This is a genomic window from Rickettsia endosymbiont of Oedothorax gibbosus, assembly GCF_936269705.1.
Lineage (GTDB): Bacteria > Pseudomonadota > Alphaproteobacteria > Rickettsiales > Rickettsiaceae > Tisiphia.
The window spans coordinates 452461-472236 of the sequence record NZ_OW370493.1; the positions used below are offsets into that span (position 1 = coordinate 452461).

A 19776-nucleotide genomic window follows, 5' to 3' on the forward strand; every position below is an offset into this window, starting at 1 on the left:
AGATATTAGTGGACGAACTATTTTAGTGTATTGTAAACACTTAAAGAAGAAAAATTTTATATTTATGTTAAATAATATTAGAAACGCTGCTGATAGTTTTGTAATGCGTATTCTACTTGGCGTAATTGCCTTCGCCTTTGTTGGATGGGGAATTAAAGATGTATTACATACTAGCAATAATTTTGATTTGATTACCTTTTCTGATGCAAATAATATTAGCCAAGAAGATTTTCTAAAAGAAAAAGCCGAACAAATTCGGGCTATTCAAAGACAAAGTGGCACAAATCTTAGTGAAGAAGATATAAAACAGTTAAATATTGATAATTTTATTATTAAAAAACTTATCAATAACCGTATTATCAACTATTTAGTTGGCTATTATAATTTAGATTTAACTGATGATACTGTGATCGAGTTAATTAAGGAAAATCCTAATTTTAAGAATGAACAAGGTCTATTTGACATAGAGAGATTTAAAGGTTTTTTAAAAAATTCTTACATTAATGAAGAAGATTATTTGTTTGACATTAAAGAACATACTTTAATGAATCTTCTAATTAGCATTTTTATAGAATCATTTCCTACACCAAAGATAATGGTCAAAAATATTGTAGATTACATAGCTGAAACAAGAGATGTAGAACTTGTACAAATTGATCTACGACGTCAATCTAAAGACTTAGTAATAACTCCTCCAACCATATCACAGTTAGAAGATTTATACCAAAATAACCTAACATTGTTTGAAGTACCGGAAAAACGTAATTTGTCTTATGTAAAAATATCAAGTGAAATGTTATGCCAAAAAGTTCATAATAATGATGAGGAGTTATTAAATTTTTATCAGGACAACAAAGAAGAATTTGCTAATAAAAAGTTTAGCGAGGTCAAAAAACAAGTTAACGAATTACTGCAACAACAAAAAGCAGAAGAATTGAAACTATTAATGATTAAAAATCTAGAAGATGATGTTGCATCTGGCTCAAGTTTAACAGAAATTGCTGGGAAATATGAATTACCCATACAAAATTTAGAGTCTATAAGTTATCAGGATTTAGCAGTTAATAAAATTGATATTGCCCAAAATGCGGACAGTATTTTTGATCTTGCAGAAGGGGAATTATCATATCCAATAGAATTAACTGAAAAAGGAGCTTTTATATTGGTTGAGATTAAGTCTATTCAACCAAGCAAAGTGCAAGAATTCTCGGTAGTTAAAGAGCAAGTGCAAAAACTATGGAATGAACAATATTTAAAAGGTCTAAATTTAAAAACCATAGAAACTATTGCTAAAGAGTACACCCCAACTAAGAATAAAGAATTTTTGAAAGTTATTACTAGCCAATCTACAGCTTTTTCTAGGTCTGAAATTCATAATAATCATCAGCTACCAGCAGAATTATTATCAGCAATTTTCCGGACTAATATTGGCTCCAATACTCCAGTTTTTCAGTCAAAAGATAAGGCGTATTTTGCTTATATAAAATCAAAGAAAATTGATAAGAAAAAAAACCAGGAAATTCAGAAAAAAAATGAGAAGGATATTGCAAGAACCATACAAGACAATGTTATTGATGAGATGATTAGCTATGCTATCAAGAAAAACAAAATGAAACAAATGGGGTCGTGAACTATAGGGAACACACAAGGGCATCTATAGTCAATTCAGGGGAATTTGGTAGTAGGAACGATGGAGTACATAGGCGTCAGTTTAAGAAAATAAAGTAGAAACCGTCATTGCGAGCCACCGTAGGTGGCGTGGCAATCCATTTCTAATCACTTTTCTGGATTGCTTCGTCGACCTAAGGTCTCCTCGCAATCTGATGTATCCCCACGAAATTAAGCACGACAAAGCTCCGTCTTTATAATAGATGCCAGGGGTTCTACCAATGGTTTTATGGCATGCAAATAATTAAATTCAATAATAAATTTCCCAAGGGTAAAATACGAATAAATCTTTTTATCTTTTACTGTGTTAGGTTGGAAAATTCTTTGCATACCTTGGCTATAGCCTACCACACCTATCAATGGCATTCGGTTAAGAAAATCCAGTTTGGAGGTCATGAGTTATTGTGCTTAGTTCCTAAAAATGGGTACTATTATTGCTTGCCTTATTAAAAAATATGATAAAACATGTAGTTGGACTTTGGACAAAATAATTTAGCCTATATTTAGCAACTTATAATCTATATGAGATATAAAGTAATTTACTTGAGATTGCAAAAATATTAACTATAGATTGATAAACTTTTTAAAAAGTTAGCTAAAAATACTAGTTTTTATAAAACTTACTATTTTGTAAAAAAATAGGGTATTTTGTCCAAAGTCCAAATGTAGGAATTCGCTTATAGTACCCTACAATTTTGAGAAGATGAAGAAGAATGGTTGATTTAGAGTGGTGTGAAGTAGTATAAGGTAGGTATTTTTATAACAAAATGCATAATATAATACTTCAAGAATTGATTTTATATATAGACGGAAATAAATCAAGATTAAAATGTTTGGTTGGTATGGTAATTAGTTTGCTGACGGGCAGCTCAATTTATCAAAAAGGTTTAGCACTTGGTATTTTAGGTGATGCTAAAGCGACGTCAAAAACTCATAGAATTTATCGTTTTTTAAAAGATTTTAATTTTGATTATATGAAGGTTGGCTATTTGCTATTAAGCTTTTTTGCTTCAAAAAATTATGTCGTAGCAATGGATAGGACAAGTTGGAAATTTGGTAAATCCGATATTAATATTTTATTTTTAGTAATGGTAATTGGTAAAATATCGGTGCCAATATTCTGGAAGACTTTGTCGCATGGTGGCGGGTGTTCTGCAGAATTTATGAAGGAATTTTTACAGAAATTTATTAATAATTTTGGCGTTGAAAGAATAAAATATTTGCTTGCTGATAGAGAATTTATGAATAAAGAATGGTTGGACTTTCTGATAAATAACCATCTAAAGTTTGTTATTCCATTAAAAATGGATCATAAAATTCGTCTTACAAAAGGTTTAAGAACTTTAACCATTGAAAGAATATTTAGTGATGTTAAAGCCTTAGAGTATAGGGTATACCTGCAGCAAAACTGCATAACTTTATCTAATGTTTTTGCTAGTATGAATTTTTTATACATTTGGATTCCATACTATGCAAATACCATCAATTACTATTGAGCAAGTAGCTCAGCAATTTAAAGCCTGGCGTCAAACTAAAACTAATAAGTTTGATCCTATACCAAACCATCTAAAGGAATTAGTTTACCAATTACTCCATCATTATTCTTACCAAGAGATAGCTAAACATCTTAATATTAATAAAGCAACAATCAGTTCAATTAAAAAAGCCCATGAGCCTACCCTCAAAACTTCTCCTGTCTCAACTTCAAATCAAGCTCTACAACAAAATATTAATTTTCTCCCATTTCAACTATTATATTCTATAGATACCGATCCTGTAGCTGCCCCCAAACAAAATCACTATACTTGTCACATTATTAAACCAAATGGTACCAAACTTATTATCCAAACACTAGAACCAAAAACCATAATTCAGACATTTTTATGTTGCAACTAACCCCGGCGTCAGTTATTTTTGTTACCACTATTGCCATCGATTTTCGCAAGGGTATCGATGGCTTAATCGCTGTTTGTAGACAAAAACTTTCTTCTGACCCTCTTAATGGTTCCTTGTTTTTATTCTATAATAAAAACAGAACTGCCATTAAAATTTTGTCCTTTGACGGTCAAGGCTTTTGGCTATGCTCTAAACGCCTATCCAAAGGTAAATTTACCGCAAAACTTTTCCCATCTGATAATTCATCTTATCAAATTTGTTATAGAACCTTACACATTCTTATTCATAATGGTGATCCTAGTTCTGCCAAATTCTCTAATGATTGGCTTCCTGTCGTTTAAGCTGCTGTCTCGATTAATTCCGTATTATTCATATATCTTGCATAGGCAAAAGGCGTATAATTCGCAGGACTCTTCTTTGCTTTGCTACTCTGCTCTTGTAGCCAATTTAAATATTTAAAGGCATTGATCTCGTTCTCACTACAAGTCTTTACTATACTATACAGACCACTATGTATCTCAGCACTATTGATTGTTTTAAAGAATAATGAATTCTTCCTTTGTAAAATAATGGTACGCAGTGATCTCTCAGCCCAATTATTATCAAGATTGCTAACTGGCATTTTGAGTCAAACCTTCTTTATTATTTATCCAATATTTCATAGCTTGTCCAAGCCTACTATTAGGCTCAACTTTCTTGTCGTTAAATAATTCGTCTATTTTGTTATATATGTTTTCTATATATTTACCGCTATGTTCCTGATGATACCAAAGTTTTTCTTCAGGACTCATCTCTTTACATTGATGTTCATTGTGGTAAATCCCTCGTGTTTGTTTGAGAAAATATCCGCATTCTTCAGGGTAATATAGTTCATTCTCTGTAAATTTTCTCTGACCATGTGACAAACAATTGATCATCACTATTATTGCCAGTAATTCTTGATCTGCTTCTGATAATACCGGGTTATTATTATTACTTGCGTCAGTCATTAATTGGATAGAATCTGTTCTATTCTTACGATTCTTTAGTACGTTACCTATATTTTCTCCACCATGCCTATTACCGGTAAAATATAAAACTATCACCTCATTATTTGCAGTCTTAGCACATATTGTAGTAGTATAACAGCTGCGTCCTTTCTTATTTTGAGTACGTAATTTCTTATTGGCTATAGTAATTTCTAAAATCCTAGCTCTAGTATCATCAAGGTTCAGTGAACTACATTCAGCAGCCATTTCCAATAATACCCCGTAAATTTCAGCTCCACCACCTTCTTGCCAAACATCTAAATATTGTTGCCAGAGCGAGCTATATGCCACAGGAACACCACTTAAACTTTGCAGCCTAGATAAACGGTAGAAAGGAGTGCCATAGGTCTTTTGTAACACTATTGCACTTCTGCTACTATTTGTCCATTTGTTGATATTTTTATTGTTCATAACTATATAATCACAAGCATTACAACGTAGCGTTTTCTTTACATATCTGTTGACTGTAATTGGAGCATTACCTGTAAATTGTAGCAATTTTCTAGCTTCACTATTATAACCTGAGTTTGACGTAAGCACCAAACAAAATGCTAAGCATTATGTAATAACATAAACAAACTGTTGGTGGTGAGCTATGGTAAAAATAAAACCTTCTTTCAAACCAGTTTGTTAGAAAGAATATTTGAAAAGTAAGAAGGGAGGGATTATAAAGTTCTCGAATAATAACAACAAAATTGGAGAATATATTATGATCCCTCTTACGGAGATTTTCTGCTTAATTGATGATTTTTGCAAGCATTTTGATACGGAGCAAAATAAATATATATTACCAAATCCTAACCGTAAGCGTAAAGTAGTTTGCAGTATAGGACTCTCAGAGATTATTACTATTATAGTAATGTTTCACTTGAGTCACTACCGTACCTTTAAAGATTTTTATTTATGCTGCCTATGTCAAAGTTATAGAAAGGAATTTCCAAAACTTGTGAGCTATAGTCGTTTTGTTCAGTTAATGCCAATGAGCTTCATGCCCATGGTGTTATACCAATTGCAATAATTAACACGGTGTGTTTATCCAGTCTCTATACATAATTGATTTTACTAAATCTACATTATGAGCAAATTGATTCCAAGCGTAACAAGCCATAGTGACGATATCTTCATATACACCATAACATTGGTTAGACAAGAAATGATTTTTGATCCATTCCCAAACTTGTTCCATTGCATTAAGTTCCGGTGCATAGGGCGGAAGCGGTATCAAAGTGATATTGCTTGGCACAGTTAGTTTTTTGGCTGTGTGCCAACCTGCATTATCCGTTAGTAAAGCTATATGTCGGTTGCCTTGAATACTGCGAGAAAGCTCTTCTAAGAATTTATTCATTGCCTGTGTGTTTGCATATGGTAAAATTAATGCAAAAGCTTCTCCTGTATCATGGCAAGCAGCTCCATAAATATATGTTGAAATGAATTGCTGTTGCCGAACTTTACGGGGTCTAGTGCCACGCTTAGCCCATATACGAGTTAAGCTACCTTGTTGCCCAACTCGAGTTTCATCCTGAGACCATATATCAACTTTACATCTATCGATATTTTTTGGTAATAATTTTGTTAACATGTCTGGGAAGTTTTTTTATATGTATTTTGAGTCTCTTGATTTGACTTTGGATGCATTGAACGAGAAGTAATCCAGCTAAAACCAAGGCGGTGCATAGTATTGTAGACTGTTTTTAAAGCGCATTTAGCACCATATTCCTCAAGTAACATGATATGTAGCTCCTTTCCAGTTATATACCCACCAGTTTTACTTTCACTGAGCGTATTGATTTTATCAAAAAGAGCAGACTCTTGTATAGTGTTAATCTTCCTAGGGGCGCCGCTTCTTTGTGATTCAAATAATCCTTCAAAACCATGATTCCTAAATCTTCTGAGCCATGATTGCACAGTTTTCCAGTGTGACTTCACTATTTCAGATATGGCTTTTAAAGATTTGCCTAATTGAAGGTGATACATCGCCAATAAACGTATACGATTTCGACCATGCGGCTCATGTTTCATCATTTTTATAAAATCATGACCATGAAAACCTTGTGGTAATATTAACCTAGCCATTTGAGTACCTTTATCAGTTAAAAACCCATTTTACACCACTGCGTTAATTATTGCAATTGGTATAATACGATCAGAGACCGTGTGCAAAAAACTAATTCTGTAATATCAAGTTTATGTGAATATGGCTATAATACAAAATTAGGTAAAAATAAATTTTGCAAATCATGTAGGTTGGAGGTAGAGTTAGCGTATAGTAAAGGTTATATAAATTCTGGGATACAAGCAATTTTACTTTTAGAATGTGAAGAAATTGAGGATTTGTGTAACAAAGAGAAAACTTTAGAAAAGCTGATTATCAGTAATAATAAGCAAAGTGAGAAAGCTACTAGGTTGCAGACAATTTTTGGCATTGGAGCAATCAATGCTAGTTGTTTGAGTGTAGCCCCAATGGAAAGTTATCCAACCCCGAGGGATTTTGCTGCTTCGCTTGGTTTGGTACCAAAGCAACATAGCTCAGGAGATAAGATAACCTCAGTTTGATGTAAGAGGAAGGTTGAGATTGTTTAATTTTCCAAAAGCTACAGAAATTTTATTAGGCTTAAAAACATAGGCAAGCAGTCCAGCTAATACGTTAGTTTGAAAATTCATAACAGATCTATGCCTTGTATGGTCTATATGACAAAGGTTTTTTAGTTGATCGTTAATGGTTTCAATAATATACCTTTTATTTAAAAACCGCTTTTTAATAGGATCTATTATTCTTTCTTTCATATTACTTTTAATTTTTGTTATTAGTTCTAAAGCTTGATTAGCAAGGGATTGAGTGAGTTTTTTACTGATATACCCACGATCACCAAAAAGCCAGCCTTGTAATTTATCTACTAAATTTTCTACCACTGCTCTATCATCAACATTTCCTGGAGTTAAAGAAAAACTCATAATCTCTCCACAACTGTTAATGACAATATGTAGCTTACAACCAAAGAACCACCCAGTGGAAGTCTTACCTCTTTTTGCTATGTCTAAGGTGGTCCCCTTTGTCTAGACAAAAATTTAGATAAATAAGAGATATAATTCACAAAAATTAAATTGTTGTTTTTATACAATATTTTTTTCAAAATATACACATTCTGGAGTTTTATAATCCAAAGCTTGATGCATCCTTTGTCTATTATAAAAGTCCATATATTCGTTAATTGCTGTCTTTGCCTCCTTTACTGTTGTTAAAATAATCCGATAAATTTTTTCCTGTTTTAATGATCGCCAAAAACGTTCAATAAAAATATTATCTAAGGCTCGTCCCTTACCATCCATACTAATCAAGATATTATGTAGCTTTAGCATACTAATAAAATTCTCCGAGGTAAATTGTACTCCTTGATCAGTATTAAATATTTTTGGCATACCATATTTTTCTATAGCGTCTTCAAGGGCTGTTACACAAAATTCACTTTCCAAACTAATGGAGATTCGCCAACTTAGAATATAACGACTATACCAGTCAATAATAGCTACTAAATATACGAACCCTTGGCTCAGTCTTATATACGTTATATCTGCACTCCAAACCTGGTTTGGCAATACTATTTCTAATCCTTTTAGTAAATAAGGATATATTTTATGCGCTTGATTCCTCTTGCTTAAATTTATTTTAGGATAAACAGCTTCAAGACCCATTATCTTGTAGTAACGTCTAACAGCTTTACGACCTACCGAAAAACCTTGGGCTTGTAAATATTTAGCCATCCGCCGCATACCATAATATGGATGCATAGTATAGGTCTCATCAATTATTGCCATAATCTTGATATCTTGTTCACTAATACCAGTAGGTTGATAGTAATAGGTTGACCTGCTAATATCCAATAACTTACACTGTTGTACAATTGTTAACTTATTATGATTAGGCTCTATCATATTACACCTAACCTTTAATTCCAAACAATGCAGATTTTTTTTTGAGCCAGTCACACTCAACGCTTAACTGACCAATTTGCTCATATAGATTCTTGATTAACCCCTGCTGATTTGGATCAGCACTCTGTGTTTTATTCTTAAAACCTTGTACTAACAACTCAAGACCTTGTTTTTTCCAGTTACTGATCTGTGTTGCATGAACACCATACTTACTGGTTATCTGGGCTATTGTTAGCTCTCCCTTAATTGCTTCTATGACAATTTTGGCTTTCTCCTCAGCACTATATTGCCTTACTTGTTTTTTCATCTCTAGCTCTCCTTGTTTGCTAAAGAATTCTATCTCATTTTTCTTATTTTTCTGTCCAAAATATTGGAACCATTATAGTCTTTGAATACTTTATGTCTATTAATTCTTAAATTATGGCAAGCAGGAAGTTTAGTAGAGTCGATATAATATTGACCAGTTTGTTTTCCTGATAGGCTTTTTAGCAGTAATACCATGGGCATGAAGCTCATTGGCATTAACTGAACAAAACGACTATAGCTCACAAGTTTTGGAAATTCCTTTCTATAACTTTGACATAGGCAGCATAAATAAAAATCTTTAAAGGTACGGTAGTGACTCAAGTGAAACATTACTATAATAGTAATAATCTCTGAGAGTCCTATACTGCAAACTACTTTACGCTTACGGTTAGGATTTGGTAATATATATTTATTTTGCTCCGTATCAAAATGCTTGCAAAAATCATCAATTAAGCAGAAAATCTCCGTAAGAGGGATCATAATATATTCTCCAATTTTGTTGTTATTATTCGAGAACTTTATAATCCCTCCCTTCTTACTTTTCAAATATTCTTTCTAACAAACTGGTTTGAAAGAAGGTTTTATTTTTACCATATCTCACCACCAACAGTTTGTTTATGTTATTACATAATGCTTAGCATTTTGTTTGGTGCTTACGTCAAACTCAGGTTAAGATAGTTTTAGGGGGGATTACCAAACAGGGAGATAGATATGCCAGAACTATGTTGATTCAAGCCGCAAGGACAATAGCAATAAGAGCAAAAAGTGATAAGGAATCGAAAGATAAACTAGTGCAGTGGGCAGTGAAGAAATTTGCTGAAAATAAATCATATAATATTATATGTGTTGGTTTAGCAAATAAGTTAGCAAGGATTGCTTATGCAGTAGTCACCAATGGTAGCGAGTATGCTGCAAATTAGTTTAGTTGGAAAAAAGAAAAAACTATGTCAACTAAATAAAAATTGGTAATTGATAAATATTGCGAGTAAAGATTAGCAACAATAAAGAGAACGAAAGTTAAAGAGTTAATGAATAAGTATTCTGAACAAAATCCGTAATTATGTCGAGGCTCTAGAAGCCGTGGGAATGAGAGGTCACTCAAGGATATTTATAAGAATGCAGAAACCATTATGGCACTCGATGCCGAATATATGACCGCTTCCTTTGTGGCTCTATTTTTTTATTTTCTTTGTTGACAAATTCACTCGTCCATATATGACAAATTTTGCGTTTAAAGATAGATGTTGTGTTTAAAGATAGATGTTGTGACTCGGATATATTCAAATTTCCTCCCAACTTCCGCAAGAAAATGTTGAAAGATGGGAAGAGAGGATATGGAGGAGCCATAGAGCTGGGAAATGATTTTTTCAGGCGGTTTGTTGTGCCTAGCAAACAGTTTATTGTTGATTTTGGTTTTTCTTATGCTATAAATATATCTAAAATAAGCAAATAATGTTGTGTCTAAAAATCTACAACCCTTACAAACTAAGGCTTGTAGGACTTCCTCTTAATAAAAACTGCGGAAGTCTGGAAGAGCTATTAAAGCCTCATTGCAAAAATGAACTATAGCTCCATTTATATATATAGTCAATTTAGGGGAATTGGGTAGCAGGAGTGACTAATGACAACGTCCCCAACTTCTCTCTAATTATTCAAGATTTTTAGTAAGAGCAAAAAAACTCTGGAAAGGTGATAAGTGATGGTCGGGGCAGAGAGATTTGAACTCCCGACCCTCTGGTCCCAAACCAGATGCGCTACCAGACTGCGCTATGCCCCGAATAAATGATAAAAATCAAAATAAGTACTAGGCTCTGTGAACAAAATTTAAATTACTAGATTTCAACTCTTTTTAGCTGTAAATTATAAGATTTTTTTGAAATAGAACTAAACTATTCCGGCAAAAATCTTATTAATTTTCGCTTAAAAATACTCAAAATCTAAACAATTAAAATTTTGTTCACAGAGCCTAGGAGGCGAAGATAACGAAAATCTCCTAGTACTTAAGTGTTATAGTCAATTCAGGAGAAATTGGGGCTAGGAGCGATGCCCATAAGTAATAGGCGAGCGACAAGTGACAAAGCCCCCAATTTCTTATCAATTGACTATAGTTAGATTGATATTGTTTAATTATATAGACTATAATATAACTCAAATCAATTTTTTTGTTTTAAAAATCATCATATTTATAAAATGTCTTCATTACACGCATCAATATTAACCATATTTCCAGAAATGTTTCCTGGATCTTTGAAATATTCCCTTGCAGGGCAAGCCTTAAAAAAAGGTATTTGGTCTTATAATGTGGTTAATATAAAAGATTTCGGGTTAACTAAGCATAAAAATGTTGACGATGAGGCTTATGGTGGTGGTAGCGGGCTAATAATGCGTCCGGATGTACTTGGTAGCTGTTTAGATAATGTTTTGTCTTCAAGCCCTAATACCCCAATATATTACCCATCACCAAGAGGAAAATTATTTAACCAAAATATTGCTCATCAAATTATACAAGAAAAACAAATAATAATTTTATGTGGGCGATTTGAAGGGATTGACGAACGTATAATTGAAGAGTATAATGTTAGAGAAATTAGTATAGGGGATTATATTCTATCTGGTGGCGAGGTGGCAGCCCTTACTATTCTTGATTGCTTGATTAGATTACTTCCGAATGTATTAGCAAATCAAGATACATTGCAATCAGAGTCTTTTGAGAAAAATGGTGAGTTTGCTGGATTGCTTGAATGCCCTTTATATACAAGACCAGTAAAATGGAAAAATAGAGAAGTTCCAAGTGTTTTGTTGTCTGGTAATCATCAGTTAATTAGAGATTGGAAAAGTAATCAGTCTATGGAGATTACTAAAAAACGTAGACCATATTTATTAAATTTTATAGGAGTTTAAAGCGATGAATATTATTGAGCAATTTGAACAACAGCAAATTGCAAAACTAACCGAAAATAAAAAAATTCCTGATTTTAAGGCGGGAGATACTGTAAAGGTTACTGTAAAGATAATTGACCGAACAGTTGAGAAAGATGGTAAGGAAAAATTACTAGAGAGGCTGCAAGTATATGAAGGCGTGGTAATTGCTAGAAGAAATAGTGGAGTTGCCTCTTCTTGCGTAGTTCGTAAGGTCAGTCATGGTGAAGGCGTAGAGAGACGATTTATGATTTTCTCACCGATGGTACATGCAATTGAAGTTGTAAAATATGGTGTAGTACGTCGTGCTAAACTCTATTACCTAAGAAACCTAAGTGGTAAAGCAGCTAGAATTAAAGAAAAACTTCAAGTAAACACTAAAAAAATAAATAAGAAAAAAGTTGTTGCTTAAGAAAGGTCATAGCACCCTACATTTTTTTTGCTATTTTCTTATGAATAACAAATCTGCTCACCAAGCGTCATTGCGAGGAGCTACTTTAGTAGCGACGAAGCAATCCAGGAAAGTAATTAGAAATGGATTGCTTCTTGGCTTACGCCTTCTCGCAATGACGTCTTGTACTTTAGCTTTTTTTCCGTGAACACTCACTTGTGTGGCACAGCCTCCTAGGCTCTGTGAACAAAATTTTAATTGTTTAGATTTTGAGTATTTTTAAGCGAAAATTAATAAGATTTTTGCCGGAATAGTTAGTTCTATTTCAAAAAAATCTTATAATTTGCAGCTAAAAAGAGTCGAAATCTAAACAATTAAAATTTTGTTCACAGAGCCTAAGGCTTAAGCAACTCTTTAGCTGCTTTTAAGCTCGCATCGGTAATGGATTTTCCTGAAATCATGCGGGCAAGCTCAGCTTGTCTTTCCTGAAGATTCAGGCTTTTTACCGTAATTTTAGTAGTTTCATCCAATTGTAGTTTGTTGACGATAATATGCTGATCTGCTTTACCTGCTACTTGAGGTTGGTGAGTAATAACAACCACTTGGGCAATAGAGCTAAGCTTTTTAAGTTTTTCTCCAACTTTATCGGCCACGATACCACCAATTCCGGTATCTATCTCATCAAAAATAATAATGTCTTTCAGTGATTTATCAAAAAGACAAGTTTTTAGTGCTAACATAAACCTTGATAATTCACCACCAGAAGCAATCTTATCAATAGGTGCAAGTTTTATGCCAGGGTTGGTTGAGGCAACGAAACGCACATTATCAATACCATCAGACATTTTGCATAACAGTTTCTGACTAGTTATACCTTCCGGGTTTTGCTTAATTTCTCCTGAAAATTGCTCTCCAACGTTTAGTTCTGCAAAATTTTTATTATTAGCTTGGTTGTTAGCAGGATTATTTTTAGGTGCTATTTCTACTTTAAAAATCGCCTTTTCCATTTTAAGCTGTTCAAGCTCTTTTTGCACAGCTAATTCTAGATTTTTTGCACTAATAGAACGCTTGTATGATAAAGCTTCAGCTAGTTCAAAATATTTTTTATATTCTGTTCGCTTATTTATATCTAATGTTTTAGCATTATTGATTTTATTCTTAAGGATATTTAATTGTTGGTTAGAATTATCAAGAAATTCAGGTATTTTATCGCAAGAAATATTATATTTTCGTGCTATATCACGAATTTTAAATAGCCTTTCTTCCACTTCGTCTAAGTTAAATTCATTTCTATCAATGTTATTAATAATATTCTGTAATTTTATACGTGCTTCTTCTAAGCTATTATAGCAATCATCTAAATTTAATGAAATAGAGGCAAATTCTTCGCTTTGCTGTAAGTTACGGTTTATCAAACGTTGAGCATTATTAATTGACTTATTAATTTCAGGAACTTCAAGATATGATAATATATCTTGGGTCACTTGTATTTCTTTATCACGGTTTTGTAAACTACACCTTATAGTAACAAGCTTTTCTTCTTCTCCTGTTTGGTAATCAAGAGCTTCTAATTCTTTGGTAACAAAGGTTAAATAATCTATTTCTTGTTCTATAGCATCTTTATCTCTGGTAACTTTATTGATTTCTTTGGTAGTTGCCTGTAGAATATCGAAATGCTTTGATAATTCAGCTCTTAAATTTACAAGCTCTCCATAATCGTCTAGAATGTTAATATGAGAGGAGGGAGTAAGAAGGGAAGTATGGCTGTTTTGCCCATGAAGTTCAAATAAATAATCGGCTACTTGTTGCAAAGTATTTACCGTCACTACTTGATCATTGATAAGAAATTTTTTGCGGTTGTTAGATTTTTGGATACGTTTTATTAGTAATTCTTGGTCATACTCAATATTAAATTGCTCTAAAAGCTTTTTTAAATCATTATTGAGAGTGAAGGTCGTAGCAACCGAACAATAATCACTCCCATGTTTTATTACATTATCAGAGAATTTGTTACCTAAAGAGAACAAAATTGCATCTAGCAAAATAGACTTGCCAGCTCCGGTTTCTCCGGTAATTATACATAGTCCTTTTTCAAACTCTATCTCCAATTCGTCTATCAGAATAAAGTTCTTAACCGAAAGACTTTGTAACATTATATTTCATTCTTTTAAAGAGTCAGAACGCCCTCGCAAAGCGAGGGGCTTGACGGTTATGAGCAGCCCAAAGGGCTGCCATTGTTAATTAAAATTCTCCTGATTCGTCAGAGCCTAAACTATCAAGTTGCTCTTGATTCTTAATGTAGTGTTTGATCTGATTCTCTTCAAATCCTACAGTTGAGACCGCATAACCTCTAGCCCACAACTTTTCTCCATTAAAATTACGTTTTCGTCCACCAAACTGCCTAGCAACGGCTATAGCACTTTTCCCCTTGATATAGCCTATTACTTCAGCTACAGAATATTTAGGAGGAATCTTGATGAGCATATGCACATGATCTTGTACCATATGCCCCTCTATGATCTTGCTCCCACGTTGAAAAGCTAACTCATGGAATACGTTCCCAAGATATTTTCTAACCTTCCCGTACAATTCTTTTTTACGACACTTTGGAATAAACACAATATGATATTTGCAATCCCATTTAGAATGATTTAAACTTTCGTATGTTGTCATATATTTTCTCCTTTGACCGTCAAGCCAAAGAAGTTATATATGATAACTTTTTATTTTATACTAAATCTAAAGGCCAAGCCTTGATGGTCTCACTAGTCAAACTAGTGGCTTACCTATCATTGAGTTATTAACTAGTAAGTAACAATATTTATACCAAGTACTGTCCAGATAGTTATGACCGAGTACCGCGGCATATTTTTTTGCTTCATTGCTAAGCCCTAGCATTAAATAACTTTCCACTAAGCGATAAAGTGCTTCTGGTATATGTGATGTAGTTTGGTAATTATCGACAATAAGCTGGAATCTATTGATAGCAGCTATGGGGTTATTCTGCATGAGATAATAACGACCTACATCCATTTCTTTACCAGCTAAATGATCATTTACTAAATCGATTTTTAAAGCTGCATCAATTGAATATTTTGTTTTTGAGAAGAGTTTTATCACATCTTCAAAACTCTTTTTGGCTAAAAAGGTTCTTGATTGATCAAGTTGTACATTCGAGATTTGCATATAATAGGATAATGCCTTTAGGTAATAGGCATATGCAATATCTTCATGCATTGGATGAAGCTTAATAAAGCTATCCAGTACATCTACTGCTTCTTCATACTGACCTCCGAGGAATAAAGAATATGACTGCATCAACTCAGCTTGAGGAGTCATTTTATTACCAGGATCTTGATAAAAAATCCTCGAAAATTCTTCGGCAGCTTTCAAATATTGTTGCTTTTCCAGTAAAATAAGACCATCATTGTATAATTCTGGAGCTGGAACTATTAAGTCTTCATCCGTCTTCTTAGTTTTACAACCGGATAGGATTAAGCAGGTAGTGATTGTATAAAATAATAATTTTGCTAATTTCATCATGGAACTTGATAAGTTTTTTAAACTTAATTTATACACGAAACATTAATGAGTATACAAGATTATTTTAAAAATTATTTATTTAACATAGATTTTGAGAGTTATTAAACTTATGCTAGGTAAGTCTATTTATTGGTACCTCTGGCCGGACTTGAACCAGCACGCCTTTGGGGCTGTAGATTTTGAGTCTACTGTGTCTACCATTCCACCACAGAGGCTAAATATGTCTAATCAGTAAAATAGCTAGATATTTGTACTATGTAAATAAATTACTTGATTAAAACTAAATTTTTATTTTAGAATTTTCTTCTTGAAAAGAAAAGGTTTGCATCCTATACTATATTATATAGAGATAATAACATATTCATGGGGTTTCTTATGGTTGATTATACAAAAACTTTTACCGCCACTCAGAAAACATATGATGCAGGACTGAGAGAATACATGCTAAAAGTCTATAATTATATGGCTTTAGCTCTTGTGCTAACTGGAGTAACAGCTATTGCTACTATATCATTTGATCCATTGACCAGGCTTTTATTTCAGACTGCACCAAATGGACAATTTATAGGCAATACTGGTTTGGGAACGTTGATAATGATTTCTCCTTTGGGGATTGCTTTGTACTTCTTTATGGGCTTTGGCAAGATGAGTTTAGAAACTACTAAAGTATTGTTTTGGGTTTATGCTGCTTTAACTGGTATGTCTTTAGCCTCTCTTGGGCTTATCTATACTGGAGAGTCAATTGCTCGGACTTTCTTCATTTGCTCATCTGTCTTTGGAGCAATGAGTCTTTATGGCTACAGTACCAATAGAGATTTGACTTCAATTGGCTCGTTTCTTATTATGGGAGTGTTTGGTCTTATCATTGTATCTTTGGTTAACATGTTCTTACAAAGTTCCGCTATATATTTTGCAACATCTCTAATTGGGGTTGCTGTATTTATGGGGCTTATTGCATGGGATACTCAAAAAATTAAGTCGATGTATTTTATGTCTGGTGGTGGAGAATTAGGACAAAAAATGTCTATAATGACTGCTTTTAGCTTATATTTAGACTTTATCAATTTGTTCTTATATCTTTTAAGATTCTTTGGTAATAGAAGAAGCTAGAACTGACGTCATTGCAAGGAAGGCGAAGCCGATGAAGCAATCCATAAAAGTATAGTTAATTCAGGAGAATTTGGGGCTAGGAACGATGGAGCGACGCCTATAAGTAATAGGCGAGCATTGAGTGACGACGTCACCAACTTCTCATCAATTGACTATAACCAAAAATGGATTGCTACGACCTACTTGCGTGGTCTCGCAATGACGTTGGAAGATATTGCAAGCCTCAAAGCCTAATAAAACTAGTTTTGATGGTATAATCTTTATTAGGTCCTGAAATCTTATAACTCAAGTCAAAAGAATCTTCATTTAAGAATATGTAACTAGCTTGATAAATATCTAAGTTACATTGATGGGTAGCTTCAACTTGGCAAGGATTATTAGAGATAAAATGCATTTGGTAAAATAAAGTATTGTTATTCTCATTAACAAAGTACTTTACAATTTTGTCTTGTTCTAGAGAGTATATATATTCCTTAAAGGCTTTTACCTTAGTACTACTACCGTGATAGTTGACATCAAGTTCTTCTCTATATAATATACATGGATATTTTGAATATAGAGGCTCTTTATCCTCTATAAAATAAGCAATTCCTTTAGCTGTGCCATAATTACCTAAAATTCTCGTAATAGTATAGGTTCCAACTAGGTTGTAGAATATATGTATCATTTCCCTCATTCCTTAGCGTCATTATACAATAACCTAGCAATAGCATTTTCTTTACCAATTATAGCAATAATTTCAAAAACACTTGGAGAAGTAATCATACCTGTCATTAAAGACCTAATGGGTGACATGATATCTGCAAGTTTAATATTATTATGCTTGGCAATTTCTTTAAATTTTATTTGAATTGAGTCTTTATCAAAATTTGTTAAATTCTCCAATTCTTTTATAACTTGATCCAACAAATTTTTATCACAATTATTGATTAGTTCTTTAGCTTCCTCAGAGTAAATAATAGGAACATTAATCAAATAAATCCTAGCTAGTTTTGCTAATTCAACTAAATTGGTACTTCTTATTTTCAAACTTGGCATTGCTTGCCTAATATATTCCTTTTCTTTCTCAGTAACTTGATAATTTTCTTGTAAACTCTTACAAGTCATTTCTGTTAATGTTTGGTCATCAAGCTGACGTAAATAATGAGAATTTAAACTATCCATTTTGGCAAAATCAAGACGAGCTGGCGATTTACCTAGCCCATCAAGGTTAAACCATTCTATAGCTTGGGATATTGAAATAATCTCGTCATCCTTATGACTCCAGCCTAATCTTAGTAAATAATTGCACAAACTCTCAGGTAAATACCCCATATCTTGGTAAGCCTTTACTCCAAGAGCCCCATGTCTTTTAGATAATTTTGCTCCGTCAGTTCCGTGTATTAACGGTATATGTACCATATGTGGTACAGACCAGCCAAAAGCTTGATAAAGTATTTTTTGACGAGCCGCATTAGTTAAATGGTCATCCCCCCTGATAATATGGCTAATCTGCATATCGTGATCATCCACCACTACCGCTAACATATAGGTAGCAGTACCGTCACTACGTAACAATACCATATCATCAAGGTGCGAATTTTCAATAGTAACATCTCCTTGTAAAGCGTCATGAATAATTGTTTGCCCAGTTCTTGGGGCTTTCAGGCGGATAACTGGGATATTATTCTGCTCCTGCAAATTAGAAGGTGGCACATCCCGCCAAGGACTTTCGAACAAAAAATGTTGTTTATTAGCTATGGCGTTATTTCTCTGCCTATCTATTTCTTGTTGGGGGGTAAAGCAATAATAAGCTTTTCCTTGATCTAGTAATTTCAGAGCGGCTTTTTTGTATAAATCATTTCTTTTAGACTGAAAAACTACTTCTCCATCCCAGTTTAAACCAAGCCATTTCAAGCTGGAAAATATAGCATCTACCGCATCTTTGGTTGATCTTGCTTGATCAGTATCCTCAATTCGCAGCAAAAACTTACCATTATGGTGTTTAGCAAATAAATAATTAAACAACGCCGTCCTTGCTCCGCCAATATGCAAAAAGCCAGTAGGAGATGGAGCGAACCTAGTAATTATAGTCATATTTTCCTTTATTTAGTTAAGTAAGCAAAATAATTTACATCTATATCATCACTCAACTGCCAACGTCCATTAACGATATTATAGGTTAAGCCTTTGAGCTCTTTAAGCCCAATATTATTATCATTGAACATCGAGTAAATTTCCGATGGTTTAAGAAATTTACTATGATCATGAGTGTTTTTGGGTACCCAATTAAGTAGGTATTCTGCCATCAAAATAGCTAGCATATAGGATTTTACCGTACGATTAATCGTTGAAATTATAATCATACCCTTTGGTTTTACTAAACTAGCCAGGTTTTTTATAAAATCACCAGGATTATCTATATGCTCTATTACTTCTAAACACAGCACCACATCATACTTATACTGTTTTTTATTTAAATCATCTGAATATACTAATTCTTCAACAGTGGATTTAAGATATTGTATATTTAAATTTTGTTCCGAGGCATGCTGTACTGCAATATCTATATTACTTTGCAGGGCATCTATGCCAGTAACTATACCATTTAGTTTACAGAGAACCGAGGTAATTAATCCCCCACCACATCCTACATCTAGAATTTCTAAATTTGAACAAGGTAATATGTCATCCTGCACGTTAAAATGCTCTTTTATCTTGTCTATTATGTAACCAATACGAATTGGATTTATTTGATGAAGAATTTTAAATTTTCCATCTTTCTGCCACCATTGGCTAGAAATCTTACTAAATTTTTCTAGCTCTGTTTGATTAATAGAAGATTGTGTAGACATAGTTCCCTACTGGTTATAAAATTGGTTATAGTTAATTCAGGAGAAGTTGATGCTAGGCTCTGTGAACAAAATTTAAATTACTAGATTTCGACTCTTTTTAGCTGCAAATTATAAGATTTTTTTGAAATAGAACTAACTATTCCGGCAAAAA

The 19776-nt window shown here is 33.2% G+C and carries 23 protein-coding genes, 2 tRNA genes and 3 pseudogenes; 11 read left to right on the forward strand and 17 right to left on the reverse strand.

Going from position 1 to position 19776, the window contains the following annotated elements:
* Positions 1-64 precede the first annotated feature (64 nt).
* On the forward strand, positions 65-1630 hold the full coding sequence (locus NBW66_RS02505; RefSeq protein ID WP_250311655.1) for a peptidylprolyl isomerase: 1566 nt from the start codon (positions 65-67) through the stop codon (positions 1628-1630).
* 209 nt (positions 1631-1839) lie between these two features.
* On the opposite strand, the gene NBW66_RS02510 is transcribed toward NBW66_RS02505, so the two are convergent.
* A complete protein-coding gene (locus NBW66_RS02510; RefSeq protein ID WP_250311656.1) occupies positions 1840-2064 on the reverse strand; it encodes a hypothetical protein in 225 nt (74 codons plus the stop codon).
* Positions 2065-2435: 371 nt separating this feature from the next.
* Between NBW66_RS02510 and NBW66_RS02515 the strand changes: the two genes are divergently transcribed.
* Genes NBW66_RS02515 through tnpB form a run of 3 tightly spaced genes read left to right on the forward strand, consistent with a single transcriptional unit; the run spans position 2436 to position 3905 of the window.
* Positions 2436-3164 carry a transposase gene (locus NBW66_RS02515; protein ID WP_250311657.1) on the forward strand — a complete coding sequence of 243 codons (729 nt, stop codon included), beginning with the start codon at positions 2436-2438 and terminating at the stop codon, positions 3162-3164.
* On the forward strand, positions 3139-3564 hold the full coding sequence (locus tag NBW66_RS02520) for a hypothetical protein (protein ID WP_250310639.1): 426 nt from the start codon (positions 3139-3141) through the stop codon (positions 3562-3564). Before NBW66_RS02515 ends, NBW66_RS02520 begins: the two co-directional genes overlap by 26 nt.
* On the forward strand, positions 3552-3905 hold the full coding sequence (gene tnpB, locus NBW66_RS02525; RefSeq protein WP_250310953.1) for an IS66 family insertion sequence element accessory protein TnpB: 354 nt from the start codon (positions 3552-3554) through the stop codon (positions 3903-3905). The genes NBW66_RS02520 and tnpB overlap by 13 nt, the downstream gene beginning before the upstream one ends.
* Here tnpB and NBW66_RS14395 read toward each other — a convergent pair.
* Together NBW66_RS14395 and NBW66_RS02530 are read right to left on the reverse strand one after the other, a co-directional pair.
* Positions 3902-4186 (reverse strand): IS66 family transposase, encoded by a 285-nt coding sequence (locus NBW66_RS14395; protein WP_250311030.1) that lies wholly within the window; start codon positions 4184-4186, stop codon positions 3902-3904. The two genes, tnpB and NBW66_RS14395, sit on opposite strands and share 4 nt — an antisense overlap.
* The gene (locus NBW66_RS02530) at positions 4176-5003 is read right to left on the reverse strand and encodes an IS66 family transposase (RefSeq protein WP_250311243.1); all 828 of its coding nucleotides are present in this window, start codon (positions 5001-5003) and stop codon (positions 4176-4178) included. Before NBW66_RS02530 ends, NBW66_RS14395 begins: the two co-directional genes overlap by 11 nt.
* A 298-nt stretch (positions 5004-5301) precedes the next feature.
* Here NBW66_RS02530 and NBW66_RS02535 point away from each other — a divergent pair.
* Positions 5302-5595: pseudogene (locus NBW66_RS02535) on the forward strand (IS982 family transposase); the annotation flags it as partial.
* Positions 5596-5610: 15 nt separating this feature from the next.
* On the opposite strand, the gene NBW66_RS02540 reads toward NBW66_RS02535, so the two are convergent.
* Positions 5611-6171, reverse strand: coding sequence for an IS630 family transposase (locus tag NBW66_RS02540; RefSeq protein ID WP_250310543.1), 561 nt, complete (start codon positions 6169-6171; stop codon positions 5611-5613).
* The gene (locus NBW66_RS02545; RefSeq protein WP_250310542.1) at positions 6165-6665 is read right to left on the reverse strand and encodes a helix-turn-helix domain-containing protein; all 501 of its coding nucleotides are present in this window, start codon (positions 6663-6665) and stop codon (positions 6165-6167) included. Before NBW66_RS02545 ends, NBW66_RS02540 begins: the two co-directional genes overlap by 7 nt.
* Before the next feature lie 81 nt (positions 6666-6746).
* Here NBW66_RS02545 and NBW66_RS02550 point away from each other — a divergent pair, with 81 nt between their 5' ends.
* Positions 6747-7145: a transposase gene (locus NBW66_RS02550; protein WP_250311659.1), complete on the forward strand. Its 399-nt coding sequence runs from the start codon at positions 6747-6749 to the stop codon at positions 7143-7145.
* Here NBW66_RS02550 and NBW66_RS02555 read toward each other — a convergent pair.
* The 4 genes and pseudogenes from NBW66_RS02555 to NBW66_RS02570 all read right to left on the reverse strand — a co-directional run.
* A pseudogene (locus NBW66_RS02555) lies at positions 7137-7628 on the reverse strand (IS982 family transposase); the annotation flags it as partial. The gene NBW66_RS02550 and the pseudogene NBW66_RS02555 overlap by 9 nt on opposite strands.
* 75 nt (positions 7629-7703) lie before the next feature.
* On the reverse strand, positions 7704-8522 hold the full coding sequence (locus NBW66_RS02560) for an IS3 family transposase (RefSeq protein WP_250310664.1): 819 nt from the start codon (positions 8520-8522) through the stop codon (positions 7704-7706).
* 7 nt (positions 8523-8529) lie between these two features.
* Positions 8530-8829 carry a transposase gene (locus NBW66_RS02565; RefSeq protein WP_094649795.1) on the reverse strand — a complete coding sequence of 100 codons (300 nt, stop codon included), beginning with the start codon at positions 8827-8829 and terminating at the stop codon, positions 8530-8532.
* Positions 8830-8906: 77 nt separating this feature from the next.
* A pseudogene (locus tag NBW66_RS02570) lies at positions 8907-9308 on the reverse strand (transposase); the annotation flags it as partial.
* Positions 9309-9550: 242 nt separating this feature from the next.
* Between NBW66_RS02570 and NBW66_RS02575 the strand changes: the two are divergent.
* Both NBW66_RS02575 and NBW66_RS02580 read left to right on the forward strand, forming a co-directional pair.
* A complete protein-coding gene (locus tag NBW66_RS02575; protein WP_250311661.1) occupies positions 9551-9748 on the forward strand; it encodes a hypothetical protein in 198 nt (65 codons plus the stop codon).
* Between the two features lie 326 nt (positions 9749-10074).
* Positions 10075-10281 (forward strand): hypothetical protein, encoded by a 207-nt coding sequence (locus NBW66_RS02580; RefSeq protein ID WP_250311662.1) that lies wholly within the window; start codon positions 10075-10077, stop codon positions 10279-10281.
* A gap of 247 nt (positions 10282-10528) precedes the next feature.
* Here NBW66_RS02580 and NBW66_RS02585 read toward each other — a convergent pair.
* Positions 10529-10605, reverse strand: a tRNA-Pro gene (locus tag NBW66_RS02585).
* Between the two features lie 413 nt (positions 10606-11018).
* On the opposite strand from NBW66_RS02585, the gene trmD reads away from it, so the two are divergent.
* Positions 11019-11729: a tRNA (guanosine(37)-N1)-methyltransferase TrmD gene (trmD, locus tag NBW66_RS02590; protein ID WP_250311663.1), complete on the forward strand. Its 711-nt coding sequence runs from the start codon at positions 11019-11021 to the stop codon at positions 11727-11729.
* A gap of 4 nt (positions 11730-11733) precedes the next feature.
* Positions 11734-12159: a 50S ribosomal protein L19 gene (rplS, locus tag NBW66_RS02595; protein ID WP_250311664.1), complete on the forward strand. Its 426-nt coding sequence runs from the start codon at positions 11734-11736 to the stop codon at positions 12157-12159.
* A 374-nt stretch (positions 12160-12533) separates the two neighbouring features.
* Here the strand turns inward: rplS and recN are convergent, their stop codons facing one another.
* The 4 genes from recN to NBW66_RS02615 all read right to left on the reverse strand — a co-directional run bounded on the left by recN (position 12534) and on the right by NBW66_RS02615 (position 15896).
* Positions 12534-14291, reverse strand: coding sequence for a DNA repair protein RecN (gene recN / locus NBW66_RS02600; RefSeq protein WP_250311665.1), 1758 nt, complete (start codon positions 14289-14291; stop codon positions 12534-12536).
* 88 nt (positions 14292-14379) lie between these two features.
* Positions 14380-14811, reverse strand: a complete 432-nt coding sequence (tnpA, locus tag NBW66_RS02605; RefSeq protein ID WP_250310729.1) for an IS200/IS605 family transposase — start codon at positions 14809-14811, stop codon at positions 14380-14382.
* Positions 14812-14907: 96 nt separating this feature from the next.
* Positions 14908-15678 carry an outer membrane protein assembly factor BamD gene (locus tag NBW66_RS02610; protein WP_250311666.1) on the reverse strand — a complete coding sequence of 257 codons (771 nt, stop codon included), beginning with the start codon at positions 15676-15678 and terminating at the stop codon, positions 14908-14910.
* 133 nt (positions 15679-15811) lie between these two features.
* A tRNA-Leu gene (locus NBW66_RS02615) sits at positions 15812-15896 on the reverse strand.
* A gap of 160 nt (positions 15897-16056) precedes the next feature.
* Here NBW66_RS02615 and NBW66_RS02620 point away from each other — a divergent pair.
* Complete coding sequence (locus tag NBW66_RS02620; protein ID WP_250311667.1) at positions 16057-16791, forward strand: Bax inhibitor-1/YccA family protein; 735 nt, start codon at positions 16057-16059, stop codon at positions 16789-16791.
* Positions 16792-17014: 223 nt separating this feature from the next.
* On the opposite strand, the gene NBW66_RS02625 is transcribed toward NBW66_RS02620, so the two are convergent.
* The 3 genes from NBW66_RS02625 to ubiG are packed head-to-tail and all read right to left on the reverse strand — an operon-like array spanning position 17015 to position 19625.
* Positions 17015-17458 carry a DUF6314 family protein gene (locus NBW66_RS02625; RefSeq protein WP_250311668.1) on the reverse strand — a complete coding sequence of 148 codons (444 nt, stop codon included), beginning with the start codon at positions 17456-17458 and terminating at the stop codon, positions 17015-17017.
* 5 nt (positions 17459-17463) lie between these two features.
* On the reverse strand, positions 17464-18867 hold the full coding sequence (gene gltX, locus NBW66_RS02630; RefSeq protein WP_250311669.1) for a glutamate--tRNA ligase: 1404 nt from the start codon (positions 18865-18867) through the stop codon (positions 17464-17466).
* Positions 18868-18875: 8 nt separating this feature from the next.
* A complete protein-coding gene (ubiG, locus tag NBW66_RS02635; RefSeq protein WP_250311670.1) occupies positions 18876-19625 on the reverse strand; it encodes a bifunctional 2-polyprenyl-6-hydroxyphenol methylase/3-demethylubiquinol 3-O-methyltransferase UbiG in 750 nt (249 codons plus the stop codon).
* Positions 19626-19776 lie beyond the last annotated feature (151 nt).